This is a genomic window from Cronobacter sp. HA18006, assembly GCF_011605445.1.
Lineage (GTDB): Bacteria > Pseudomonadota > Gammaproteobacteria > Enterobacterales > Enterobacteriaceae > Cronobacter > Cronobacter sakazakii.
The window spans coordinates 933,533-958,254 of record NZ_JAANQB010000011.1; the positions used below are offsets into that span (position 1 = coordinate 933,533).

General features: G+C 54.1%; 21 protein-coding genes and 1 pseudogene. 11 read left to right on the plus strand and 11 right to left on the minus strand.

The window, feature by feature from the left end; genetic code table 11:
• Positions 1–197: 197 nt before the first annotated feature.
• Positions 198–524, plus strand: a complete 327-nt coding sequence (locus G9X48_RS06165) for a four-helix bundle copper-binding protein (protein ID WP_015386679.1) — start codon at positions 198–200, stop codon at positions 522–524.
• A gap of 1,182 nt (positions 525–1,706) precedes the next feature.
• Here the strand turns inward: G9X48_RS06165 and G9X48_RS06170 are convergent.
• From G9X48_RS06170 to pspA, 11 genes and pseudogenes are all read right to left on the minus strand, one after another.
• Positions 1,707–2,843, minus strand: a complete 1,137-nt coding sequence (locus G9X48_RS06170; protein ID WP_105596985.1) for a reverse transcriptase family protein — start codon at positions 2,841–2,843, stop codon at positions 1,707–1,709.
• 204 nt (positions 2,844–3,047) lie between these two features.
• Positions 3,048–4,244: a hypothetical protein gene (locus G9X48_RS06175; RefSeq protein WP_105596986.1), complete on the minus strand. Its 1,197-nt coding sequence runs from the start codon at positions 4,242–4,244 to the stop codon at positions 3,048–3,050.
• Between the two features lie 617 nt (positions 4,245–4,861).
• Entirely contained in the window at positions 4,862–5,599 is a 738-nt protein-coding gene (locus G9X48_RS06180; RefSeq protein ID WP_243760749.1) for a pyocin knob domain-containing protein, read from the minus strand.
• Positions 5,576–5,920 (minus strand): annotated as a pseudogene (locus G9X48_RS21420) (sugar ABC transporter permease); the annotation flags it as partial. The pseudogene G9X48_RS21420 and the gene G9X48_RS06180, both read right to left, overlap by 24 nt.
• Positions 5,907–6,788, minus strand: coding sequence for a sugar ABC transporter permease (locus tag G9X48_RS06185; RefSeq protein WP_007866710.1), 882 nt, complete (start codon positions 6,786–6,788; stop codon positions 5,907–5,909). The pseudogene G9X48_RS21420 and the gene G9X48_RS06185, both read right to left, overlap by 14 nt.
• 23 nt (positions 6,789–6,811) lie before the next feature.
• Positions 6,812–8,104: an ABC transporter substrate-binding protein gene (locus G9X48_RS06190; RefSeq protein ID WP_097641305.1), complete on the minus strand. Its 1,293-nt coding sequence runs from the start codon at positions 8,102–8,104 to the stop codon at positions 6,812–6,814.
• Between the two features lie 11 nt (positions 8,105–8,115).
• Positions 8,116–9,831, minus strand: a complete 1,716-nt coding sequence (locus tag G9X48_RS06195; protein WP_097641306.1) for an alpha-amylase family glycosyl hydrolase — start codon at positions 9,829–9,831, stop codon at positions 8,116–8,118.
• 174 nt (positions 9,832–10,005) lie between these two features.
• Positions 10,006–10,248: a phage shock protein PspD gene (gene pspD, locus G9X48_RS06200; RefSeq protein ID WP_004385366.1), complete on the minus strand. Its 243-nt coding sequence runs from the start codon at positions 10,246–10,248 to the stop codon at positions 10,006–10,008.
• A gap of 45 nt (positions 10,249–10,293) precedes the next feature.
• On the minus strand, positions 10,294–10,650 hold the full coding sequence (gene pspC / locus G9X48_RS06205) for an envelope stress response membrane protein PspC (protein WP_004385365.1): 357 nt from the start codon (positions 10,648–10,650) through the stop codon (positions 10,294–10,296).
• Entirely contained in the window at positions 10,650–10,874 is a 225-nt protein-coding gene (gene pspB, locus G9X48_RS06210) for an envelope stress response membrane protein PspB (RefSeq protein WP_004385364.1), read from the minus strand. Before pspB ends, pspC begins: the two co-directional genes overlap by 1 nt.
• 65 nt (positions 10,875–10,939) lie before the next feature.
• The gene (gene pspA, locus G9X48_RS06215) at positions 10,940–11,611 is read right to left on the minus strand and encodes a phage shock protein PspA (RefSeq protein WP_007782094.1); all 672 of its coding nucleotides are present in this window, start codon (positions 11,609–11,611) and stop codon (positions 10,940–10,942) included.
• Positions 11,612–11,763: 152 nt separating this feature from the next.
• Here pspA and pspF point away from each other — a divergent pair, with 152 nt between their 5' ends.
• From pspF to pdeR, 10 genes are all read left to right on the plus strand, one after another.
• Entirely contained in the window at positions 11,764–12,765 is a 1,002-nt protein-coding gene (gene pspF, locus G9X48_RS06220) for a phage shock protein operon transcriptional activator (RefSeq protein ID WP_161575516.1), read from the plus strand.
• Between the two features lie 97 nt (positions 12,766–12,862).
• On the plus strand, positions 12,863–14,503 hold the full coding sequence (sapA, locus tag G9X48_RS06225; RefSeq protein WP_007901564.1) for an ABC transporter substrate-binding protein SapA: 1,641 nt from the start codon (positions 12,863–12,865) through the stop codon (positions 14,501–14,503).
• Positions 14,500–15,465: a putrescine export ABC transporter permease SapB gene (sapB, locus tag G9X48_RS06230; protein WP_004385361.1), complete on the plus strand. Its 966-nt coding sequence runs from the start codon at positions 14,500–14,502 to the stop codon at positions 15,463–15,465. Before sapA ends, sapB begins: the two co-directional genes overlap by 4 nt.
• Positions 15,452–16,342, plus strand: a complete 891-nt coding sequence (gene sapC / locus G9X48_RS06235) for a putrescine export ABC transporter permease SapC (RefSeq protein WP_007868183.1) — start codon at positions 15,452–15,454, stop codon at positions 16,340–16,342. Before sapB ends, sapC begins: the two co-directional genes overlap by 14 nt.
• Positions 16,342–17,334: a putrescine export ABC transporter ATP-binding protein SapD gene (sapD, locus tag G9X48_RS06240; RefSeq protein WP_004385360.1), complete on the plus strand. Its 993-nt coding sequence runs from the start codon at positions 16,342–16,344 to the stop codon at positions 17,332–17,334. Before sapC ends, sapD begins: the two co-directional genes overlap by 1 nt.
• Before the next feature lies 1 nt (position 17,335).
• Positions 17,336–18,142: a putrescine export ABC transporter ATP-binding protein SapF gene (gene sapF, locus G9X48_RS06245; protein WP_004385359.1), complete on the plus strand. Its 807-nt coding sequence runs from the start codon at positions 17,336–17,338 to the stop codon at positions 18,140–18,142.
• Between the two features lie 120 nt (positions 18,143–18,262).
• The gene (gene fabI, locus G9X48_RS06250; RefSeq protein WP_004385358.1) at positions 18,263–19,051 is read left to right on the plus strand and encodes an enoyl-ACP reductase FabI; all 789 of its coding nucleotides are present in this window, start codon (positions 18,263–18,265) and stop codon (positions 19,049–19,051) included.
• 189 nt (positions 19,052–19,240) lie between these two features.
• On the plus strand, positions 19,241–20,395 hold the full coding sequence (locus G9X48_RS06255) for a carboxymuconolactone decarboxylase family protein (RefSeq protein ID WP_085045882.1): 1,155 nt from the start codon (positions 19,241–19,243) through the stop codon (positions 20,393–20,395).
• An 87-nt stretch (positions 20,396–20,482) separates the two neighbouring features.
• The gene (locus G9X48_RS06260) at positions 20,483–22,417 is read left to right on the plus strand and encodes an exoribonuclease II (RefSeq protein WP_029039446.1); all 1,935 of its coding nucleotides are present in this window, start codon (positions 20,483–20,485) and stop codon (positions 22,415–22,417) included.
• Positions 22,418–22,713: 296 nt separating this feature from the next.
• The gene (gene pdeR / locus G9X48_RS06265; RefSeq protein WP_097641307.1) at positions 22,714–24,708 is read left to right on the plus strand and encodes a cyclic di-GMP phosphodiesterase; all 1,995 of its coding nucleotides are present in this window, start codon (positions 22,714–22,716) and stop codon (positions 24,706–24,708) included.
• The last annotated feature ends 14 nt before the right edge of the window (positions 24,709–24,722 follow it).

Sequence of the window (24,722 nt, forward strand, 5' to 3'; positions counted from 1 at the left end):
TCTCGGCTATAGCAAGTGGTACAAAGCTATTACATGTGCCTAATCCTGTTGTCAGCTTTGTGCCAGGAGCGGACATTGGAACTTTTGTATTTAAAATCATAGAGGTGAAATATTGAAAAGGTTATTAACTAATTCCAATATTGCATAATCAGTTATCTCTTCCATGCTTAATACGTAACTTTAACTGAGGAGAAATTATGTTAGACGAATACAAAAAATGCATCGAAGCCTGTTATCTATGCGCAACTGCATGTGATAACTGTGCTGCTTCGTGTCTCGAAGAAGAGAACCTGGAGATGATGCGCGAGTGCATAAAACTGGATATGCAGTGTGCAAATATCTGCCGTCTTGCAGCTCAGTTCATGGCGCTAAATAGCGATTCAGCTCAGGCGCTCTGCCGTCTTTGCGCTGATGTTTGTCAGAAGTGCGGCGATGAGTGTGGAAAGCATGAACATGACCATTGCCAGGAATGCTCCAGAGCTTGTCATCACTGCGCCGAACAATGCCGAAAGATGGCCGCCTGAGAAAAAATCCAAATTACTAAACCCGCTTCGGCGGGTTTTTATAATCCCGTAGGGAAAATTCAGCAGGATGAGATTAAGAGTACAGGCGGGAAATGGATCTATTCGTAAGTGTCATCCTCAACGACAAATGCTTGCACAGATTATTTAAATGGCTCAATGCCCATTTTTCGCTAAAAGCGGACATTAAATGATGCCATACAAGTGCTTAAAGCACGTTATCGTCATACGACCAGTAAGACTGCTACTTCGCGTAAACGTCCCATTGACGCTCCCCAACCCGCTTCAGACAGTAGTGATCGTAACGCTGTGTCCGGAGTTGCTGAATGCGCTCTTTCGCCTCTTCTCCATTTCCTTCAAAAATGAAATCGTGCTGATCACAGTTGAGTTTGACTGGTAAAGCCCTTCTGAAATGCTGTGTGCTGGAAGCCGATGGTGTAAGCATGTACGCGATCAATCCAATAAGCATAAATCCGCCGCCAAACAGCATAATTAAGAAAATTTTTGCGCCGGCAGTAAGCCTAGGAAGCATAAATATACCCATTTGGTTTTTGAGGGCACACTACCATCATGACGGCAAGTTTTGAAATTGGTACTGAAGATCAATAAGACGATATTGATCGCTTTTACCGATCAATGTGGTAGCTGGTCACCAGAAGAAGAAACCGCCCGAAGGCGGTTGGAAGTTCAGAGTAAGACCCGTCGGTTTAGTTAGGTTTTGCAAGCCAAATTATTGCGTTATTACATTCTTGAGTGGTCAGTGGAATATATCTGAATCTCATACTCTTATCTTATGGATCTAACGATTGCTGTTCACCCATTACTATTATCGGTAACCTGCAAACTAGCGGTCATACGCTATAAAGGAAGGATTGCATGGAGTTTTAGAAAGTACCGTATTTCCTTGGCTGAATGGGCTTTTAAAAGCAATGAATCGGCTAAATTTATGTATTTTTTTGGGGCATTTATGAAACCGTTGTGCCCCATATGTGCCCGCGGATTGACCTATCATTCTTCGCCCTTACAAGTGACACAAAGCTATTACACGATTCAAGTCATGCTGGCAGTTTTGAGCCAAAAGCGGATATTTTAGACATCAGTTTGTTCAGTTATTATTCGTATTAACTATTAATCTTAAATATAGGATCCGTTGTTCAGCAGTAGGAATGATTCAGAATTTGTAATTTATATATCAAAATCTATCCATGGTAATAAATTAAACTGCTGCCGGAATTTTGTGCCTAACTTAACATCTACAGATGAAACGTATGCAATCATCCCGGCCAAGTAATTTTTAAATCCAATAACTGAACGAAAACCCCGGGACATACAATGGGACGCTATACCAAGCTTTTTTGCATAATAAAGATGCATTCTGACTGCATCCCTAACTTCTTTGGGTATTTTAGGTGAAGATGAGTTAATACAAAGCCCGGTAACCATCTTCCTTGCGCCGGGTGGTATTATTCGAGTTTTCTTACTGTTATCGGAAAAACCATGCTCATTGAGTATTTTTGACACTTCTTTTTTTAGAGCTAATGAAATATGGCGATTGCCTTGTATCAGTGAAAAGCACAAATCATCAGCATAACGACTATATGTCGCGCCATGAGATAAAGCTAACGAAGATAGCTTTTTATCGACAATGCTGAAGACAAGATTAGACAAGGCAGGGCTTGTAGGTGCGCCTTGAGGCAACGATCCAACATACGGAGTGTTATAGCTTTCTATAGTGTGGTCGTTAGCATAATTAATCCACTTCTTTCCTTTTCTTTTAGGAGTTGCTCTTGTACATAACCTTGCCATTTCAAAAGAAAGTAATTTAGGATAACCTAATTCAACAAAAACACTATATACTTGTCTTTCGCTTATGTTCCCAAAAAAATCTTTTATATCAATCTTTATTATCCAATCAGAACCACAATGCCGTTGCGCATGCTGAATCAGGTTACGATTACAAACATATGCATAGGCAGAAGCGTGTGGTGTAATCTTGTTGAGGATGTTTGTATTTATCCAACTTTGAACAGCCATTAATGGTGGGACTGGAACTGAAATCCAACGTTTACCACCAGACCTTTTTTTTATAGGGAAGTTTCTATAAGGAAAATCTTTCTGCTCTAGGGCATTACGGCTTACGAAGCTATGCAAGTCGGAATATAAAGTGCCTGATAGGTTAGCTAAATGCGCCAACGAAAATACTACAGGAACATTATTTTCATTAATTTTTTCTGCCCGTTCGATCAGTGCTGCCAAGTAGTTAGGAGCATATCCCTTAGAGATACCCTCCTTACGGAAGAGATTGGGGTTCCATTGCGTCACTTACTTCACCTCACGTTAGTGAGGTCGTGATGCGCGTTTTTGCGCACAGTCTCGTTGCCCTCAAAGGCATAAGAACGCGCGCAAAAACGCGTATCATTACTCACTCCTGCGAGGGCAATTACAAAGAGCTCCGGAATCCGTGCTCGTAGACAATCTTTCAGAATGTCAATGGAAGTCGACCTATTAAAAAATGGCCTACTACGACTAAGTTTCACGACGGAACCCCAAAAAGGTTGAAGGATAAAAGTTAGTCACTTCTCTCTCTACTATACCCTTTTGGCTTCCCTTTGCAATACGGCTTAGCATCTCACAACCAAAATTGGTGATCTTGTGATGTTGATCAACCGCCCCTCCCTCGAACAATTCTTTTAAAAGATTCATACTTTCTTTTGGTGTAATTAGCATCACATTATTAATTTGACTTAAGTCATTGCTTTGCTCGAGTAAAGTCAACATCAAAAGCAGTTGGTATCGTTTTTTATCGTAATTTTTTATATTATCTAAAAATGTTAGTGCTAATTGATACCGTTTTTTATCCCAAAAGTTCTCTGCAACAGCGGATTTTACTAAGTTAATGTCAAATAATGAATAAAGTTCAGAAGGAATATGCCTGTTAGGAAATAAGGGTGCCCATCGTTTTTTTTCCTTTCCTTCGGGGCGTAACCAAAATATTAAAGGAACGTTATTAGGACAACCATACTGGAATACAATAGGACTTGCCAAGCCGCCATAGCCATATATTCTCTTGCCCGAACCCAGATTATCACCATATTTTCTCAATACATCTCGCATAGCTTGGATCTGTAGAAAAAAAGGCCTTTCAATTAACAAGTTCGTCCGTATGCTTGATTGTTTGAGTGCATGAATGTTATGTAATATTCTATTTATTCCTGATTTGTGAGCCGCATAAGAAACAAGCCAAATCTTGCACCATCCATTGGAACACCATGCTTTTATTGAGGGACTTACCGTTGTCCTCCATGATTTTATAAATCTATCACCAGTGCCAATAAAGTCATCTACAAAAATGATATGCTTAACTTTTCTTTTACGCATAGATTCTAAACGCGGAGTTAATTCAACATATGTAGGCAAATTCCTTTCAATGTTTTTAAGAGAATGCGCTATCCTTCCAGCACTGTCATTAGGAAGTTTAATATCTTTATCCTGATTAAACTTGTTAATGAATGGCTTACTTACAGGAAAAATAGCAATTGCAACCTTGCCTTCTTTTGATTTAATATCAGCCAGCAATGTGCTTATTGAATCCTGTAACCAGGACTCAACCTCTTCGAAAGAGACAAAACGCATATTACTTAACATTTGTTCTGCCACATACACGTCAGGTACGGAGAACTGACCAAGCCAGTTTTTTATTCCGGGCAACTCCTCTAATTTCATACTAATCCTTTGCTAATGCGCAATAAAAATTGAACCTCAACATTATCTCAATCATGACGCAGATATCAATCAACTTATATCACGAATTGTGAACAAAATCACTAAGCATAAGTGAAAAACCCCAGTCCTAAAGTCAACTATTTTTAAATAACTTGATGGAATTAGCTTAATCTACGGTTTATTTTTACCTGCTGCTAGAATCAGTGGTTAACAAATTAAAATCAGCCGAGCCATTAAAATCAGCTGCATGCTTATTAAATTCAATCACATATTTTTGATGGGCGTATCACAACCCTCACCAGAGAGTACAACCTCGCCCCATTAATCCTTAATCCTAATAAGAATCCCATTTCAAGCAATATCGTGCTTTGCTTGCTTTTTTAATAGCCAATAACGCATATCTTTTATTTTTATCCGCCAATAGAAATATTGGCAGTAATGAATCGGAACTCCGGTGACATCGGATTTAATTTGAATGTCATCCGTCTATCCGTCATTGATAAGTGATAAAAATCATCACTTATAGGGGGCATCATTGGACAGTGCTCCGGAAGCTCGATAATCAATCTCCAGCGATACCGAAAAAAGGATTGAACCCATAAAATATGCCCTAATGATTAATAACCCACTGAAAAAAAATAAGCCATTGTCTCGCCACTGCCTGCAATATAGTTAAAGGCAGTGCGGTCGATTAGCTGCGCGTATATATTCTGATCATGGAAACTTCCCGCCCATGCAAGAGTAAGCTGAACGTTAAGACACGCGTTAGGGAAAGCTATAGGAAAAGCAATCTTTGTAGAATCTCCAGAACGACGAGCAACTCCCCACTGAAAGATCAGCCCTGTCGAACCATCCTTAAACCAGCCACTAGAAGCCCTGTTTGCAGTGTTTTTAGCCTGATAACGGGCGTCAAAGTTACTCCAGTTAGAGGGGGTTATTGTTCCCGAGACAGCCACACCACCAGCAACAAGAGAAATAGAGGAATTGGTAAGATAGTTACCCCAAGTTACGTTGTTGGAATTATTGGAACCCTGCCCGAGATAGAAATGATTGGTGTTGTCTGACTTACGACCAAAGAAATAGTAACCGTTGTTAGCCGTTTTAGGCTTAATAGTCACTGATCGCGCATCTCCGGTAATTTCTACGAACCCGTTGATGACGCCGCCCGCGCTCGTAAGATCATATTCCCACGACGACCAAGCTTTGCTGTCTCCTCTGTAATACCGTCGATAACAGACATTCGAGGTGTAAGGACGGTATTCCTGTGTACACCCTTCGGAACTGCCAGCGCCATTCTGAATAACGTCAAGCGCTCCGGCAACGTTTGTCGGATAAAAGCTGGCATTGATGGTCATTCGCCCCTTGAAGCGCAGCTTTGACAGCGCATAGGCGCCGAGAATGCCGATAAACACCGCGACGCCAGATGACACCATCGACACCACCAGGCTGTTGCGAAAATAGGTGACGAACGGAAAGATCAGCGGATTGAAAATGTCGACATAGTGCTCCAGCGTCCAGTGCTGCGGGAACAGCGTCGGGTGCAGCGAAATCGCCTCTTTCGGGCTTTTGAACGAGGTCATCAGCATCACAAAGAAAGGCAGCAGCGTTGCAATCAGGAACAGCGCCAGCCCGAAGTAAAACCCCGCGCGCCGTGCAAAACGTTTATTTGTTGCCATGGAGATTCACCCGCTTTCTGGTAATCAGGATCACTGCGAAAATAATGATGAACAGCACGACGGAGATGGCTGCCGCTTTACCGAGGTCGTTGAACGCAAAGGCGGTTTTGTAGAGATATACGCCCAGGATATCGACTTTGGTCGTCAGCAGATAAACGTCCGCGAACATGTAGAACATCCAGATAGTGCGCAGCGTCACGACGGTCGCCAGTACCGGCATGATGGCGGGCAGCGTCACGATGCGAAACCGCTGCCAGGCGCTTGCGCCGTCCATCTCCGCCGCCTCGTAGAGCGATTTGTCGATGGTCTGCAAAATCGCCAGAAACGAGATGAAGGCGTAGGGGAAGTAGCGCCAGATGGCGAACAGCACCACCAGTGCGAAGCTGCTGGACGGGTTGTCGAACCACAGCGGTGCCTGGTCGTAGAGATGCAGCAGATCGCCCGCAATCCAGTTCACGACGCCATAGCCGTTGTTGAACATATATTTCCACGCAAATATCAGTGAAATGGACGGCGTGACGTAAGAGAGGATCACCAGCGAGCGCGCGGTTTTGCGAAAGCGAAACTCGCGGTTAAAGAAAATCGCGACGGACAACCCAAGCGCGGTACTGCCCGCCACCACCAGCGCCGTGTACCAGCAGGTCATCCACAGCGAGTGCCAGAAGCCCGGATCGCTGAGAATTTTGAGGTAGTTCTCAAGCCCGATGAACTGCGACGGCAGGCGCGGGTTGAGCGGCAGGCGTAAAAAACTGATTTCGATATTCGACAGCATCGGCCAGGCTACCAGGCCGCCCAGCAACAGCAGGCTGGGGGCCAGGAGCAGCATGGCGAATGGCATATCAGAACCACCTGAAGTTAACTTCTTCATGAGAGCCATTTCCTGCGTCGGGGTTACGGTCTGGCGACCAGTTCATCGAGACGTTTTTGCCCGTCAGCCAGCGCCGCTTCCGGCGACTTGCCGCCAACCGTGACGCTGTTGACCATTTCGTTAATGACGCCGGATCCCGTCACATCGCCCATACGGGTGAAGTTTTTGTCGCCAACCGAGCCGAAGACCTGCACGTTAGGGAATTGCGCGATGAGTTCGCGGGTGAGCCCGCCGAACGCTTTAATGACCGGGTTTTGCTGATAGGTGGGCGTCTCTACCACGGTTTTGTTGACCGGCAACGCCGCGCCCGGCGACATCAGCACCCAGTCGGCGGCGTTTTCCGCCTGCTCCATAAAGACCACGAATTTCTTCGCGGCTTCGGTTTCCTCTTCACGCTGCCCGGCGGTGATGGTGAGTGAAGTCAGCATTCCGTAGGCGGCGGCAGATTTTTTGGTCGGCACGACAAAGCCGAGATCCTGCGGGTCGCCCTCTTTAAACACCGCAGGCAGGATGTAGGTGGAGTAGATAGCCATAGGCGCGGTGCCGTTCATGAAGGCGTCTTTGATTTCCATGACGTCGTTCGAGCCGGGCATGGAGAGCGCCGCGAGCTCGCGGTAGAACTTCAGCGCCTCGCGCATTTCAGGCGTGTTAAGCGTAATGTTGCCGCTGGCGTCAAACGCGTTCGCGCCGTTGGAGAGCGCAAACTGCGAGAACGCCTGTTCGGTCATAACGCTCTCGGCGGTGGGCAGCGCGATGCCGTATTTTTTATCGGACGGTTTATTCAAAAGCGTTGCGGCGTTCAGCAGTGACTGCCAGTCCTGCGGTTCGCTGATGCCCACTTCCGCCAGACGCGATTTGTGATACCAGACGCCGCCAAGCCAGGCGCTGATGGGCACACCGGTCCAGGCCGTGCCGTCCTCAGTGCGCACAATGCGCAGCACGCCGTCAAAGAACTGATTTTCGCCAACCTGCGCCACCGCGGCTTTGATGGCCTCGCGATCGAGCAGTTGCTCTTTGTCCATCACTTTGGCGTAGTCATGGCTAATCTCAATGACTTCTGGCAGCGCGCCAGAGCGGGCAAGCGTGGTGACTTTGGTGTTGTACGCGTCTTCTTCGACCGGCACCTGTTTCACCGTGATCCCCGGGTTCGCCTTTTCGAAGCGCTCGATAAGGCGCGTAATTACCGCCTGGCGCTCCTGTTCCACCGACGAATGCATAAATTCGATGGCAACATTTTCCTTTTTCTTATCGTCACAGCCTGACATCAGGGCGCAGGCAACCAGTGCTGAAATCAGCACAATATTATTGTTTCGCATATTCAGTCCTTTCAGGCTTTGCTAAGCCACATTGCTTTCCATGGGGCAAGAATCAGCGAGTCACTATTTATCGTCGCGCCGGTGATTAATTCACGACAGCCGCGGGCGTCATAATCAATAACCTGCGCGGTATCGCTGAGATTAAAGAGAGCAATAACCGTCGCGCCATTATCTGCAACGCGCATAATTTCCAGCACTGCATCATTAATACAGCGCGCGGCAAAGGCGCTGTCGGGATGAAACGCCGCGTGCTGGCGGCGAAGCGAAATAAGCTCGCCGAGTTGCTTCCACGTTTCGTGGCGTAAATTCCCTTCGGCCTGTAGCGCCGCGTTCATTTCCGCCTCGGTATATTTTTGACGATTAATAGCGCGGTTATAGCCAAGCCGTTCAACGCCCTCTTCATCATTGCGCGAGCCGAGAATACTTTGAATATAAATCGCCGGAACGCCGGGGAAGGTTAATAACAGCGCGTGCGCCAGCAAAAAACGCGCAAGGCGCGTCGCGTCGCTGTCAGCCCGTAAACTAAGGGCATCCATATACGTGACGTTAATTTCATACGGGCTGCGCGTGCCGTCAGGGTTATTTTTCCAGTTGACCCGCGCGCCTTGCGCCTGAAGGTCTTCCACCAGGCGTAAAATCGCGTCTTCGGGAAGAATGCCGCGCAGCGGATTAAGCCCGATGCCGTCATGCGACGCCAGGAAATTAAACCAGGTGGTTTCTCCGATACGCGCGTCACTTAACCCCTGCGCCCACTCGCAGAGCGTGCGGGCATTTTGGGTATGAATAGCATGCAGCACCAGCGGCGGCAGCGGGAACTGGTACACCATCTGCGCCTCATCAAACCCGTTACCGAGATAGGCGATATTGTCTTTATGCGGTACGTTAGTTTCGGTGATGATCACAGTGCCCGGAGCCACCACATCGGCGATAGCGCGGAACAGCTTCACTAACAGATGTGTTTTTTCCAGATGGATACAGCTCGTTCCAGGTGTTTTCCACATAAAGCCGACGGCGTCGAGGCGGACATATTGCGCCCCTTCGCGCAGATAATGCAAAAGGACATCCACCATCGCCAGCAGAACAACCGGGCTGGTGAAATTGAGGTCAATCTGATCTTCGCTGAAGGTGGTCCACAGGTGACGTACCCGGCCGTTTTGCATCGTAAACGGCGTTAATAACGGCAACGCGCGCGGTCGGGTGACGGCGGATAAATCCGTCGCCGGATCAACGGCAATAAAGAAATCTTCATAGCCCGGTTTTTGCGCGAGATAATCTGCAAACCATTCACTCTGGGCGGAAATATGGTTGCAGACGAAGTCAAACATCAGCCGCGCCTGGGTATTAAGCCTCGCGATATCGTCCCAGTCGCCGCACTGTGGGTCGACGCGGTGGTAATCCACCACCGAAAATCCGTCGTCAGACGACCAGGGATAAAACGGCAAAAGATGAATATGAGAAAAATACGGTTTTAACCACTTTTCAAAAAAACGCTGAAAAGTCGCGAGGCGTTTTTCACCGGGCGCGCTGAACTGATCGGCATAGGTAATTAATACCACATCGGTTTGATCCCAGCCTTTTTTACGCGGCACTGTAATGGCTTTACGCGTTTCTGAAATATGTTTTTCGAGTGTTTCGTAATGCGAAGTAGTAAATCCATCGCCATAAATTCGCGCAATCAGATTTTTAATCGCGTCGAGATTTATCGTGGAAGGGGTTATATTTTCCATTATTGATATTTCCATGGTAGCGGTCCCACGAAGAAAGGCTACCCCTGGCAAATAGAGGTGTCAACGCGCGTAAATTTGGCTTTTAGGAATTAAACCCGGTTTCCGGAAATCAGTGTGAGTAATTGTGAAGTAGCGCAAAAAACGCCTGAAAAAGAAAAGCCCGAGAGGCTCGGGCTATTTGCGTGAAGGTTTATTGATATAACGCGCCGAGACGCGTTTCGCGAGCCGGTTTAATAAGGGCTCAAGCGCAAACGCCAGCGCGATTTTAAGCGGCTTACGGGCAACGGATTTCACCGCCCATCCGGCAAACCCTGCCGGGCCGTAACGCAGCGCGGTCATCAGCGCCAGTTTACCGGCGATTTTAAGCCCTGGCTTCGCACGGCGGGAGACACGTTGCCAACGGGTGGTGGAATTCATAACGGCTCCTTTATTAACCAAGGGCACAGCCCCCTGATAGCCTCATTATAGCTGGCGGAAACGGCTTCGCAGCGAGAAGGCATCCGATGTCACGTAACGCTCCATTGCCCGCAAACGCTGCTCGCCTGCGGCAAGTTCGGCATCCACCGCATTCAGCAAGTCGCTGCTGGTGGGCGCCGCCTCCCCTTCCTGCGTCTCATCGAGCGGGTCGAGCGCGAAGGTCAGCACGATATACGCAACAATAGTGATAAAAAACAGCCCGAAGAGCATCGACAGCACGGTTATCAGCCGCACCAGTTTGACCGGCACGTCCAGATAGTGCGCGATACCGGCACAAACGCCCTTCACCATACCTTCGCGGGGAAGGCGTCCCAGCTTTTTGCCGCTAAACGTACGCGTCATTATTGGTTTCTCCAGTTCGGGTGCTCGGCATCAAGAATTTGTTCCAGCGCGTGGATGCGTTCGCGCATGCGCTGCGCCTCTTCATTGAGCTGCGCCAGGCGCTGCTGCTCGCTCTGAGAGAGCGCATCGCGCCCGGAGCGGTTGCTGTAGTGAAGCCAGAGCCAGACCGGCAACACAAACAGCACAAACAGCGTTAACGGTATAGCCAGAAACAGTGCACTCATGGGTTCTCCTTACGGGTCAATATTGCGACGGCACGTGCCGCCGCGCTCCTTGTCAACGCGGGCGATTATTCGCCGTCGCGCTGCTGCACTTTCGCTTTCAGCGCTGCCAGCTGCACGCTGATGTCATCATCAGCTTTCAGTTCGGCAAACTGCTGATCCAGCGATTTCTGCTTACCAAAACCGTGGCTTTCCGCTTCGGCTTCCATTTGATCGATACGGCGCTCGAACGATTCGAAACGCGCCATCGCCTCATCGATTTTGCCGCTGTCGAGCTGACGGCGCACATCACGGGAGGAAGACGCCGCCTGGTGGCGCAGAGTCAATGCCTGCTGACGCGCGCGGGTTTCGCTGAGTTTATTCTCAAGCTCGCCGATTTCCTGTTTCATACGCGCCAGCGTTTCATCAAGCTGAGACGCTTCTTCTTCGAGCACACGAATAATGTCGGTCAGTTTCTGTTTTTCAATCAGCGCGGCGCGGGCCAGATCGTCTTTATCTTTACGCAGCGCCAGCTCGGCTTTCTCCTGCCATTCGGCCTGCTGCGCGTTAGCCTGCTCAATGCGGCGCGCGATCTGTTTCTTTTCCGCCAGCGCGCGGGCGGAAGTTGAACGCACTTCCACCAGCGTATCTTCCATTTCCTGAATCATCAGGCGGACCAGTTTTTGCGGATCTTCAGCCTTCTCCAGCAGGGCGTTGATGTTGGCGTTCACGATGTCGGCAAAACGAGAAAAAATACCCATAATTTCATCCTCTACATGGTAAGACGGGCTAAGCCCTTGCTGTAGAGCTTAATACAAACTCCGTGCCACTTTTTTAATGCATTGATTTTAAAGCATAGTTAAAATTTTACCGTTACGCCCTTCCAGGCTAGAGTAGTGATATACGCTACTAAGTGGTGAATTTCATCATGACTGAATACAAAGATAACCTGATTGGCGAAGCGAACCGGTTTCTTGAAGTGCTGGAACAGGTCTCAAGGCTCGCGCCGCTTGATAAACCGGTGCTGATTATTGGCGAGCGCGGTACCGGCAAAGAGCTTATCGCACATCGTCTTCACTACCTGTCGCGCCGCTGGCAGGGGCCATTTATCTCGCTGAACTGCGCGGCGCTGAATGAAAACCTGCTGGATTCCGAGCTTTTTGGCCACGAGGCCGGGGCGTTTACCGGCGCGCAGAAGCGCCACCCCGGCCGCTTTGAGCGCGCCGACGGCGGCACGCTGTTTCTGGATGAACTCGCCACCGCGCCGATGCTGGTGCAGGAAAAACTGTTAAGAGTCATCGAGTATGGTGAGCTGGAGCGCGTCGGCGGCAGCCAGCCATTGCAGGTGAACGTGCGGCTAATCTGTGCGACCAACGCCGATTTGCCGCGTCTGGTGGAAGAGGAGAAATTCCGCGCCGACCTGCTCGACCGTCTCGCCTTTGATGTCGTGTTGCTCCCTGCCCTTCGCGAGCGCGACAGCGATATTATGCTGCTGGCGGAGCAGTTCGCCATCCAGATGTGCCGCGAGCTGGGCCTGCCGCTCTTTCCGGGCTTTACCGAACGTGCGCGAGAAACCCTGCTCGGCTATCGCTGGCCGGGCAACATTCGCGAGCTGAAAAACGTGGTGGAGCGCTCCGTCTATCGTCACGCCAGCAGCGATGAGCCGGTGGATAACATTATTCTCGATCCGTTTCGCCGCGAACCGGCGGAGATAGCCCCAGTGACGACACCCAATGCATCGACCAGCGGCCCGTCGCTGCCGCTGAACCTGCGCAAATGGCAGCATGACGAAGAAAAACGGCTGCTGGAGGCGAGCCTGCAGGCGGCGAAATATAACCAGAAACAGGCCGCTGAATTGCTCGGTTTAACCTACCACCAGCTGCGGGCGCTGCTGAAAAAACATGAAATTCGCTAAACACGACTACTTTTAACCCAAACGCCCGCAGAGTTTTTTACGCAGGCCGCGTAAGTGCGATACACTTTGCCTGGTGACGAAAACAACTCAAAAACTTATGCGCGGAATTCTCTCCTCCTTTTTAGCGACGCTCGGGCTGCTGAGCGTACCGGCTTTTGCTGCGCCTCTCGCCGAATCGCCCGGCGATATTCGCCAGAGCGGCTTTGTCTATTGCGTTAATGGCCAGGTTAATACCTTTAACCCGCAAAAAGCGGGCAGCGGGCTGACGGTAGATACGCTCGCCGCACAGCTCTATGACAGGCTGTTGGATGTCGATCCTTATACTTACCGGCTGGTGCCGGAACTCGCCGAAAGCTGGGAGACGCCGGACGATGGCATTACCTGGCGTTTTCGCCTGCGCCCGAACGTGCAGTTTCAGCACACCCGCTGGTTTACGCCCACGCGCGCGCTGAATGCCGACGATGTAGTGTTCAGCTTTCAGCGCATTATCGACCCGAAACACCCGTGGCATAACGTCAACGGCGGCAGCTACCCCTATTTCGACAGTCTCCAGTTCGCCGATAACGTCCGCAGCGTGCGCAAGCTTGACAACCGCACCGTGGAGTTTCGCTTACGCCAGCCGGACGCCTCGTTTTTATGGCATCTCGCCACGCATTACGCGTCGGTGATGTCAGCGGAGTACGCCGCGGCGCTTGAGCGCAGCGGCAATCAGGAGGAGCTCGATCGCGAGCCGGTCGGCACCGGGCCGTTCCGTCTTGGCGAGTATCGCGCCGGGCAGTACATTCGCCTGCTGCGCCATGACGCCTACTGGCGCGGCAAACCGCAGATGCCGCAGGTGGTTATCGATCTCGGCTCCGGCGGCACGGGGCGTCTGTCGAAGCTCCTGACCGGCGAGTGCGACGTGCTGGCATGGCCAGCGGCAAGCCAGCTTACGAGTCTCAGAGACGATCCGCGCCTGCGCCTGACGCTGCGCCCCGGCATGAATATCGCTTATCTGGCGTTTAACACACATAAAGCGCCGCTGGATAACCCGAAAGTACGTCACGCGCTGGCGCTGGCCATCAATAACCAGCGCCTGATGCAGTCTATCTACTACGGTACGGCGGAGACCGCCGCGTCAATTCTGCCGCGCGCCTCCTGGGCCTATGACAACAACGCCAAAATCACCGAATACAACCCGGATAAAGCGCGTGCGCAGCTGAAAGCGCTGGGGCTTGAAAACCTGACGCTGAAGCTCTGGGTGCCGACAAGCTCGCAAGCCTGGAACCCAAGCCCGCTTAAAACCGCCGAACTGTTGCAGGCGGATCTGGCGCAGGTGGGCGTGACGGTGGATATCGTGCCGGTGGAGGGCCGTTTTCAGGAGGCCCGTCTGATGGATATGAACCACGATTTAACGCTCGCGGGCTGGGCGACGGACAGTAACGATCCGGATAGCTTTTTCCGTCCGCTGTTAAGCTGTGCGGCCATTCGCTCGCAAACCAACTACGCGCACTGGTGCGATCGTGATTTTGACGCCGTGCTGCAATCGGCCCTCTCCTCGCAGCAGCTGGCGTACCGGATTGAAGCCTACACCCGCGCGCAGACGATCCTCGCCGAACAGCTACCGGTGTTGCCGCTGGCGTCGTCGCTGCGGTTGCAGGCGTACCGTTACGATATGAAAGGCCTGGTGCTGAGCCCGTTCGGCAACGCCTCGTTCGCCGGCGTCTCGCGCGAGCCTTCTGAGGAGAAGCAGCCATGATTATTTTCACTCTCCGCCGTCTGGTGTTGCTGTTGATCACGCTGTTTTTCCTGACGATTGTCGGCTTCTGCCTGAGCTATTTCACCCCGCATGCGCCGCTCCAGGGCGCTTCGCTCTGGAACGCGTGGCTGTTCTGGTGCGACAGCGTGTTGCACTGGGATTTCGGGGTCTCCAGCATCAACGGCCAGCTTATCTCCACCCAATTGCGCGAAGTGTTCCCGGCCACGATGGAGCTGTGCGTGCTGGCCTTCGGGCTGGCACTGCTGGTGGGTATTCCGGTCGGCATGGTGGCGGGCATTCTTCGCCATAAATGGCAGGATAAAATCATCAGCGCGCTGGCGCTGCTCGGCTTTTCGATTCCGGTATTCTGGCTGGCGCTGCTTTTTACGCTGTTCTTTTCGCTGACGCTCGGCTGGTTCCCGGTCTCCGGGCGCTTCGACCTGCTTTATGAAGTGAAAACGGTGACGGGCTTCGCGCTGATTGACGCCTGGCTTTCCGACTCGCCGTGGCGTCACGAGATGATTTTAAGCGCGCTGCGCCATATGGTACTGCCGGTGCTGACGCTTGCCGTCGCGCCAACCACCGAAGTGATCCGCCTGGTGCGCGTCAGTACCGTTGAAATTCTCGAGCGCAACTACATCAAAGCGGCCGCCACGCGCGGGCTGTCGCGCCTGACCATTCTGCGCCGCCACGTGCTGCATAACGCCCTGCCGCCGGTCATTCCGCGTCTGGGGCTGCAATTCTCCACCATGCTGACGCTCGCGATGATCACTGAGATGGTCTTTAGCTGGCCGGGCCTTGGCCGCTGGCTGATTAACGCCATTCGTCAGCAGGATTACGCCGCGATTTCGGCGGGCGTGATGGTCGTCGGGTCGCTGGTGATTCTGGTGAACGTGATTTCGGATATTCTGGGCGCGCTGGCGAACCCGCTGAAACATAAGGAATGGTATGCCTTACGATAGCGTCTATCGCGAGAAACGCGCGCCGGGCGCGCTGCGCACCGTCTGGCGTAAATTTTATGGCGACACCGTCGCAATGGTGGGCCTGTACGGTTGTGCGGGTCTGGTGCTGTTATGCGTGTTCGGCAGGCTCTTTGCGCCCTACGGCATCGATCAACAATTTCTCGGCTATCAGCTGCTGCCGCCGTCGTGGTCGCGCTATGGCGAAGTCTCGTTTTTCCTCGGGACTGACGATTTAGGACGCGATCTGTTAAGCCGCCTGCTGAGCGGCGCGGCACCCACGATCGGCGGCGCGTTTGTGGTGACGCTGGCCGCGACTGCCTGCGGAATGGTGCTGGGCGTGCTGGCGGGCGCCACCCACGGCTTGCGCTCGGCGGTGCTTAATCACGTACTGGATACGCTGCTCTCGATCCCCTCGCTGCTGCTGGCGATTATCGTGGTCGCCTTCGCCGGACCGCAGCTCAGCCACGCGATGCTGGCCGTCTGGCTCGCGCTGGTGCCGCGTATGGTGCGCTCGGTGTACAGCATGGTGCATGACGAGCTGGAAAAAGACTATGTGATCGCCGCACGCCTGGATGGCGCGACCACCTTTAATATTTTGTGGTTCGCCGTTCTGCCTAACACCGCGTCGGTGCTGGTCGGCGAAATCACCCGTGCGCTGTCGATTGCGATTCTGGATATCGCGGCGCTCGGTTTTCTCGATCTCGGCGCGCAGCTCCCCTCGCCCGAATGGGGCGCGATGCTCGGCGACGCGCTGGAACTGATATATGTCGCCCCCTGGACGGTGATGCTGCCGGGGGCCGCCATTATGATTAGCGTACTGCTGGTCAATTTACTCGGCGACGGCATCCGTCGCGCCATCGACGCGGGGGTGGAATAATGCCGCTGCTGGATATTCGTAACCTGACGATTGAATTTAAAACCAGCGAAGGCTGGGTGAAAGCCGTGGACCGCGTGAGCCTGAGCCTGCCGGAAGGCGACATTCGCGGGCTGGTGGGCGAATCGGGCTCCGGTAAGAGTCTGATTGCGAAAGCGATCTGCGGGGTGACCAAAGATAACTGGCGCATCACCGCCGACCGTATGCGCTTTGACGATATCGATCTGCTGCGTCTCTCGCCGCGCGAGCGCCGCCGTCTGGTGGGCCATAACGTGTCGATGATTTTCCAGGAGCCGCAATCCTGTCTCGATCCGTCAGAGAAAATTGGCCGCCAGCTGATGCAAAACATCCCCGGCTGGACGTATAAAGGCCGCTGGTGGCAGCGTTTCGGCTGGCGCAAGCGCCGGGCCATCGAGCTGCTGCACCGTGTCGGGATTAAAGATCATAAAGACGCGATGCGCAGCTTTCCGTATGAGCTGACGGAAGGTGAATGTCAGAAGGTGATGATAGCCATCGCGCTCGCTAATCAGCCGCGTCTGCTGATTGCCGATGAGCCAACCAACGCGATGGAGCCAACCACCCAGGCGCAGATTTTCCGCCTGCTCTCGCGGCTGAATCAGAATAACAACACGACGATTCTGCTTATCAGCCACGACTTACAGATGCTGAGCCAGTGGGCCGACCGCATCGACGTGCTCTACTGCGGGCAGACGGTGGAAACCGCGCCAAGCGAGGAGCTTATCTCCACGCCGCACCATCCTTACACTCAGGCGCTGATCCGCGCGATCCCCGACTTCGGCAGCGCGATGCCGCATAAAAGCCGCCTCAATACGCTGCCGGGCGCGATCCCGCTGCTTGAGCACTTGCCGATTGGCTGCCGCCTCGGGCCGCGCTGCCCATATGCCCAGCGCAAATGTATCGAAACCCCGCGTCTCGACGGGCCGAAAAATCATCTTTTCGCCTGCCATTTCCCGCTGAACATGGAGAGAGAGTGAAATGGTGGAAACGCTGTTGCAGGTTCGCAACCTGAGTAAAACTTATCGCTATCGCACCGGCTGGTTCCGCCGCCAGACCGTCGAGGCGGTGAAACCGCTGAGCTTTACCCTGCGCGAGCGCCAGACGCTGGCTATCATCGGCGAGAACGGCTCGGGTAAATCCACGCTTGCCAAAATGCTGGCCGGTATGGTCGCCCCCACCACGGGCGAACTGGTGATTGACGATCATCCGCTGACGTTTGGCGATTATTCGTTTCGCAGTCAGCGCATTCGCATGATTTTTCAGGATCCGTCGACATCGCTTAACCCGCGCCAGCGGATTTCGCAAATTCTCGACTTCCCGCTGCGGCTCAACACCGATCTGGAGCCGGAGGCGCGCGCGAAGCGCATTAAAGAGACGCTGCGCATGGTCGGTCTGCTGCCCGATCACGTGAGTTACTATCCGCATATGCTGGCCCCGGGCCAGAAACAGCGTCTGGGCCTCGCGCGCGCGCTGATCCTGCGCCCGAAAGTCATTATCGCCGACGAAGCGCTGGCGTCGCTTGATATGTCGATGCGTTCGCAGTTAATCAACCTGATGCTGGAATTACAGGAAAAACAGGGTATCTCTTATATTTATGTCACCCAGCACATCGGCATGATGAAACACATCAGCGATCAGGTGATGGTGATGCATCAGGGCGAAGTGGTGGAGCGCGGCAGCACGGCCGACGTTCTCGCCTCGCCGCTGCACGATTTAACCAAACGGCTTATCGCCAGTCATTTCGGCGAAGCCTTAACCGCCGACGCCTGGCGAAAAGACCGCTAATCCACCATCTGTAGTGGTCGGATTAACTCCTCCGGCGAGTCATGTTAGAATCGCCGCGTTTTAACGACGGCTGGCGCTTTCGGCCAGCCGCCATAACAATGACGATAAGGATTAAAAGCTATGGGTTTTCTTACCGGTAAGCGCATTCTGGTGACTGGCGTAGCCAGCAAACTGTCCATCGCATACGGTATCGCACAGGCAATGCACCGTGAAGGGGCTGAACTGGCGTTCACCTACCAGAACGACAAGCTGAAAGGCCGCGTGGAAGAGTTTGCCGCTCAACTGGACTCCAGCATCGTGCTGCCGTGTGACGTTGCGGAAGATGAAAGCATCGACGCGCTGTTCACCGAGCTTGCCAAAGTCTGGCCGAAATTTGACGGTTTCGTACACTCCATCGGTTTCGCGCCGGCTGACCAGCTGGATGGCGACTACGTTAACGCCGTGACCCGTGAAGGCTTCAAAATCGCGCACGACATCAGCGCATACAGCTTTGTGGCAATGGCGAAAGCGTGCCGTTCTATGCTGAACCCGAACGCGGCGCTGCTGACGCTCTCCTACCTGGGCGCAGAGCGCGCTATCCCTAACTACAACGTGATGGGTCTGGCGAAAGCGTCTCTCGAAGCTAACGTGCGCTACATGGCGAACGCGATGGGTCCGGAAGGCGTGCGTGTTAACGCTATCTCCGCAGGCCCGATCCGCACGCTCGCGGCTTCCGGCATTAAAGATTTCCGTAAAATGCTGGCGCACTGCGAAGCGGTCACCCCGATCCGTCGCACCGTCACCATCGAAGACGTGGGTAATTCCGCGGCGTTCCTGTGCTCTGACCTTTCCGGCGGTATCACCGGTGAAGTGGTTCACGTTGACGGCGGCTTCAGCATCGCTGCGATGAACGAGCTGGAACTGAAATAATCCTCCGGTTTCTCGCCAAAGGGCAGGTTTTCAACCTGCCCTTTTTATTTATACCTTTCTGATATTTGTTATCACCGAACAATCTTTTATCGCCGTGAAGTGTTACGCCAGGATAGTCGTGCGTGACCTGCCCGGCGCCGCGTATTGTTTCCGCCGTTCCGGGCGCTCATTTTCAGACAAGGAACGACCATGGAACAACGCCGCCTTACCGGCAAAAGCCACTGGTATCATGAAACCCAGTCCAGCCTCTGTCCGGCAGATCCGCTGCCGTTAGTTCCCGAAGCCGCAAAGGTGGAGGACCGTTTTCTGCTCGACCTGCCGCTGGACGACGTGAACATCGCCGCCCACGCGCCGTGGTGCGACGCCGCACGCGCGCTTATCCCTTCTCTGTTGCCTGATAAACGCGACGTCACCCGTCTTCATACGCTGAGCGTCTATGACCGCCTCAGCGCCGCACTGACCGTCGCACAGGTCTGCGGCGTGCAGCGGCTGTGCAACCATTACGCCGCGCGTCTGGCGCCCGAGCCGGGGCCGGATTCCTCGCGGGAAAGCAACCGCCGCCTGACGCTGCTCACCCAGACCGCGCGTCAGCTCGCCAGTCAGCCCACCCTGATTGACAGCGCGGCGCGCGCGCAACTGGAAGACGCGGGGCTGTCGGTGCATGACATCGTCACGTTTACACAGATTATTGGTTTCGTGGGCTTTCAGGCCCGCGCGGTGGCGCTGTTACAGGCACAGCCCGGCCAGCCGGCGCGCTGGTTGCCGGGCATCGACATGCAACAGGACGCGCCCGCCTCACTCTTTACCGCCCATGAACCACGCTGGCAGCCCGATCTCCCGGCGCTCGAAATGGGCTGGGCAAGCGCCGACCAGCAGGCGGCTTATAACGCGGCGCTGGATGAGCCGCTGCTGCAACCGATGCTCTCTCTGCTGGCCCATGACGCGAACGCATTAGAGGGTCTCGCCGCCTTGCTCGCCACTCTGCAAAGGCCGGAGGATGCGGCTGACGCGGCGCTGGTGGCGCTGGTATCTGCGCGTATAAACGGCAGCGCCAGCTGTTTTGACGAGGCCGCGCTGCGCCTGCGCGACGAGCCAGGGCTTGCGGATGCGGCGCGCAACGGTGAACGGGCGCTGCAGGCCTGGAGCCATAATCACCCCAGAGCGCGCGCGATGATTCAGGCGATGCAGATGCTGACCCGCGCCCCGGCGCGGTTTGGCCACGCGCAGCTTGAGCCGCTGATTGAGGCCGGTTTCGACGCGCAGGACGCGCTACGTCTGCTCGCCTTCGGCAGCGTTTGCGGCTGGGTAAACCGTCTGCGGCTTGGTCTTGGCGTCGTCGCATAGCCCGCTGCGGCCTAAAGAGCGCTTGCCGGGAGGCGCGCAATCGCGTAAAACTGTCAGCCGCTCTTTTGGCCACGAAAATTCGACACTATGTTTCAGGATAACCCGCTGCTTGCGCAGCTTAAACAGCAACTGCATTCCCAGACGCCGCGCGCCGAAGGGGTAGTAAAAGCCACGGAAAAAGGTTTTGGTTTCCTTGAGGTTGACGCGCAGAAAAGCTACTTCATTCCGCCGCCGCAGATGAAGAAAGTGATGCACGGCGATCGCGTCATTGCCGTTATCCATACGGAAAAGGAAAAAGAATCCGCCGAGCCCGAAGAGCTTATCGAACCCTTCCTGACCCGCTTTGTAGGCCGGGTGCAAAAGAAAGACGATCGTCTCTCTATCGTTCCCGATCATCCGCTGCTGAAAGACGCCATCCCGTGCCGCGCTGAACGCGGCGTCAGCCACGATTTCCAGAATGGCGACTGGGCGGTGGCGGAAATGCGCCGCCATCCGCTGAAAGGCGATCGCGGTTTCTACGCGGAACTGACACAGTTTATTACCTTCGGCGACGACCATTTCGTACCGTGGTGGGTGACGCTGGCACGCCACAATCTTGAGCGCGAAGCGCCGGACGGCGTGGCGACCGAAATGCTGGATGAAAACCTGACGCGTGAAGATTTAACCGCGCTCGATTTCGTCACCATCGACAGCGCCAGCACCGAAGATATGGACGATGCGCTGTATGTGGAAGCGCTGGATGGCGACCGCCTGCAACTGACCGTCGCGATCGCCGACCCGACCGCGTGGATCGCCGAAGGCAGCAAGCTTGATAACATTGCTAAAGTGCGCGCGTTCACCAATTACCTGCCGGGCTTTAACATCCCGATGCTGCCGCGCGAGCTGTCTGACGACCTCTGCTCGCTGCGCGAAGGCGTGCAGCGCCCTGCGCTGGTCTGCCGCATGATTATCGAAGCCGATGGCGCCATCAGCGATGACATTCACTTCTTCGCCGCTATCATCGAATCGAAAGCCAAACTGGCCTATGACGACGTTTCCGACTGGCTGGAAGAAAAAGGCGACTGGCAGCCGGGCAGCGAGGCGATTGCCGCGCAGATCCGCCTGCTGCAACAGATTTGCCAGCGCCGCAGCGCCTGGCGTACTGAACACGCGCTGGTGTTTAAAGACCGCCCGGATTACCGCTTTGTGCTGGGCGAGAAAGGCGAAGTGCTGGATATCGTCGCCGAGCCGCGCCGCATCGCTAACCGTATCGTTGAAGAATCGATGATCGCCGCGAACATCTGCGCCGCGCGCGTGCTGCGCGACAAGCTCGGCTTCGGCGTTTATAACGTCCACGCGGGCTTTGACCCGGCGAGCACCGAACAGCTGGCGACGCTGCTGCAAAGCCACGGGATGCATGTGGATGCGAACGACGTACTGACGCTACCGGGCTTCTGCAAGCTTCGCCGCGAGCTGGACGCACAGCCGTCCGGTTTCCTCGACAGCCGCATCCGTCGCTTCCAGTCGTTTGCTGAAATCAGCACCGAGCCAGGCCCGCACTTCGGTCTCGGCCTTGAAGCCTACGCGACCTGGACTTCGCCGATTCGTAAATATGGCGATATGGTCAACCACCGCCTGCTGAAAGCCATCATCAAAGGCGAAAGCGCTACGCGTCCACAGGATGAAGCCACCGTGCAGATGGCCGAGCGTCGTCGTCTTAACCGCATGGCGGAGCGCGATGTGGGCGACTGGCTGTATGCCCGCTTCCTGAAAGACAAAGCCGGCACCGATACCCGCTTCGCGGCGGAAATTATCGATGTCAGCCGCGGCGGCATGCGCGTGCGTCTGGTGGATAACGGTGCGGTCGCCTTTATTCCCGCACCGTTCCTGCACGCGGTGCGCGATGAACTGGTCTGCAGCCAGGAAAACGGCACCGTACAGATCAAAGGCGAAACCGTTTATAAAGTCACCGACGTTATCGACGTGACCATCGCCGAAGTGCGTATGGAAACCCGCAGCGTCATCGCACGCCCGGTCGCCTGACCCTCCACTCCCCGGCCCCGCCGGGGAGTTTTTCTTCTCTCACGCCTCGCCTTTTCCTCTGTGTGAGCGCGCACATTTTTCCCGTCTCACTTGGGCATTTTTCCAAAAAACGATCACACTAACAGAGTGCGTCGTAATTTAACGCGTTGAGAATTAAGCGAAATGGCCGTAACCGACACCGGCTTGCCGCCTTCGCCAACAATATATTCCCGTAAAAACAAACGTTTTGCCTCTTATTGCCGGCAGAGTCCGGCTGTGCCGTTTGCGTAGCGCATGGTGTGGGTTCGGGAGAATGCATGAAAGACGACCTGGAGAATAATCTGCTGTACCGCTACTGCGGTGCCGCCAGTCCTTTCTGGCGGCTGCCGCTGGACAGCAACGCGCTACAGCTCGCCGCCAGCGAAGAGGCCGTCACCAGCCACGTGGTGCCGCTGACGCCGGATCAGGCCGCGCAAATCCGCGCCATGAGTGTGATCACCTCAAGCGTCACGCTCTCGTTGTCGCTGTTTGGCGAGCCGGTGCCGGTGCATCTGGTGGGCCGCAAAGTGTCGCGTAAAGAATGGGCGGGTACGGCGTCGGCGTGGCACGACACAACATCGGTGGCCCGCGATCTGGTACAAGGGCTTTCCTTCGCCGAACAGGTGGTTTCTGAAGCCAATTCGGTCATCGTTATTCTCGATCGCCACGGCAACATTCAGCGTTTCAACCGGCTGAGCGAAGAATATACAGGCCTGAAAGAACAGGAAGTGATCGGGCAGAATGTCTTTAAGCTCTTTATGACGCCCGCTGAAGCGTCCGCCTCGCGGCGCAATATCACCGGTTTTTTTCGCAACGGCAGCTCGTATGAAGTCGAGCGCTGGATCAAAACCCGCAAAGGCCAGCGGCTGTTTCTCTTTCGCAATAAATTTGTCCACAGCGGCAGCGGGCGAAACGAAATTTTCCTGATCTGCTCCGGCACCGATATTACCGAAGAGCGCCGCGCACAGGAGCGCCTGCGCGTCCTGGCCAATACCGACGCCATTACCGGCCTGCCCAACCGCAACGCTATTCTTGAGATGATAAGCGACGCCATCGCTAAACGCGGCGATACACAGGTGGGCGTGGTCTATCTCGATCTCGACAATTTCAAGAAAGTGAACGACGCCTACGGTCATATGTTCGGCGATCAGCTCCTTCAGGCGGTGTCGCTCGCGATTTTAAGCTGTCTTGAAAAAGATCAGGTGCTGGCGCGGCTCGGTGGCGACGAGTTTCTCGTGATGGCGACCGATACCTCGCAGGCGGCGCTGGAGGCGATGTCCTCACGAATCATCTCCCGGCTGAAGCACCCGTTTCGTATCGGGCTGATTGAAGTCTATACCGGTTGCTCGCTCGGCATTGCGCTCGCGCCTCAACATGGCGAAGACCGCGAGAGCGTTATCCGCAACGCCGATACGGCGATGTACACCGCCAAAGAGAACGGGCGCGGTAAATTCTGCGTCTTTTGCCCGGAGATGAACCAGCGGGTGTTCGAATATCTCTGGCTCGACACCAACCTGCGTAAGGCGCTTGAAAAAAATCAGCTGGTTATTCACTACCAGCCGAAAATGTTGGCCAACGGCGACGTTCACAGTCTGGAAGCGCTGGTGCGCTGGCAGTCGCCGGAGCGCGGGCTGATTTCGCCACTCGATTTTATCTCCTACGCCGAAGAGTCCGGGCTTATCGTACCGCTCGGGCGCTGGGTGATGCTCGATGTGGTACGCCAGGTGGCGAAGTGGCGCGATGCGGGCATTGAGCTGCGGGTTGCGGTGAACGTGTCAGCGCGCCAGCTCGCCGACCAGACGCTGATAAGCGATCTGCGTCAGGCGCTGACTGACATGCACTTCACCCAAAGTCCCATTGATGTCGAGATCACCGAAAGCTGCCTGATTGAAAACGCCGAGCTGGCGCTGTCGGTGATTAATGAATTTAGCGCGCTGGGGGCGCAGGTACATCTGGATGATTTCGGCACCGGCTATTCGTCCCTATCGCAGCTGGCGCGATTTCCGCTGGATGCCATTAAGCTCGATCAAAGCTTTGTGCGCGATGTCCATAAGCAGCCCGTGTCGCAATCGCTGGTTCACGCCATCGTCGCAGTGGCAAAAGCGCTGGATTTGCAGGTGATCGCCGAAGGCGTGGAAAGTGAAGAAGAAGATGCGTTTCTCATGCAAAACGGTGTCGATCAACGTCAGGGATTTCTGTTCGCCCGTCCGATGACGGCAACCGAGCTTGAACACTGGTATCAGCGCTATCATGCCGGGAAACAGACGCCGTAAACGGCGTCTGAGGA

What these genes read in the sequence shown, in the direction of transcription:
- G9X48_RS06260 (WP_029039446.1), top strand. Translation starts at nt 20,483, where the DNA reads ATGTTTCAGGATAACCCGCTGCTTGCGCAGCTTAAACAGCAACTGCAT.
- G9X48_RS06255 (WP_085045882.1), top strand. Translation starts at nt 19,241, where the DNA reads ATGGAACAACGCCGCCTTACCGGCAAAAGCCACTGGTATCATGAAACC.
- sapB (WP_004385361.1), top strand. Translation starts at nt 14,500, where the DNA reads ATGATTATTTTCACTCTCCGCCGTCTGGTGTTGCTGTTGATCACGCTG.
- fabI (WP_004385358.1), top strand. Translation starts at nt 18,263, where the DNA reads ATGGGTTTTCTTACCGGTAAGCGCATTCTGGTGACTGGCGTAGCCAGC.
- pspA (WP_007782094.1), bottom strand. Translation starts at nt 11,611, where the DNA reads ATGGGTATTTTTTCTCGTTTTGCCGACATCGTGAACGCCAACATCAAC.
- pdeR (WP_097641307.1), top strand. Translation starts at nt 22,714, where the DNA reads ATGAAAGACGACCTGGAGAATAATCTGCTGTACCGCTACTGCGGTGCC.
- pspB (WP_004385364.1), bottom strand. Translation starts at nt 10,874, where the DNA reads ATGAGTGCACTGTTTCTGGCTATACCGTTAACGCTGTTTGTGCTGTTT.
- sapC (WP_007868183.1), top strand. Translation starts at nt 15,452, where the DNA reads ATGCCTTACGATAGCGTCTATCGCGAGAAACGCGCGCCGGGCGCGCTG.
- G9X48_RS06180 (WP_243760749.1), bottom strand. Translation starts at nt 5,599, where the DNA reads ATGACCATCAATGCCAGCTTTTATCCGACAAACGTTGCCGGAGCGCTT.
- sapD (WP_004385360.1), top strand. Translation starts at nt 16,342, where the DNA reads ATGCCGCTGCTGGATATTCGTAACCTGACGATTGAATTTAAAACCAGC.
- G9X48_RS06175 (WP_105596986.1), bottom strand. Translation starts at nt 4,244, where the DNA reads ATGAAATTAGAGGAGTTGCCCGGAATAAAAAACTGGCTTGGTCAGTTC.
- pspC (WP_004385365.1), bottom strand. Translation starts at nt 10,650, where the DNA reads ATGACGCGTACGTTTAGCGGCAAAAAGCTGGGACGCCTTCCCCGCGAA.
- pspD (WP_004385366.1), bottom strand. Translation starts at nt 10,248, where the DNA reads ATGAATTCCACCACCCGTTGGCAACGTGTCTCCCGCCGTGCGAAGCCA.
- G9X48_RS06190 (WP_097641305.1), bottom strand. Translation starts at nt 8,104, where the DNA reads ATGCGAAACAATAATATTGTGCTGATTTCAGCACTGGTTGCCTGCGCC.
- sapF (WP_004385359.1), top strand. Translation starts at nt 17,336, where the DNA reads ATGGTGGAAACGCTGTTGCAGGTTCGCAACCTGAGTAAAACTTATCGC.
- G9X48_RS06195 (WP_097641306.1), bottom strand. Translation starts at nt 9,831, where the DNA reads ATGGAAAATATAACCCCTTCCACGATAAATCTCGACGCGATTAAAAAT.
- G9X48_RS06165 (WP_015386679.1), top strand. Translation starts at nt 198, where the DNA reads ATGTTAGACGAATACAAAAAATGCATCGAAGCCTGTTATCTATGCGCA.
- G9X48_RS06185 (WP_007866710.1), bottom strand. Translation starts at nt 6,788, where the DNA reads ATGAAGAAGTTAACTTCAGGTGGTTCTGATATGCCATTCGCCATGCTG.
- sapA (WP_007901564.1), top strand. Translation starts at nt 12,863, where the DNA reads ATGCGCGGAATTCTCTCCTCCTTTTTAGCGACGCTCGGGCTGCTGAGC.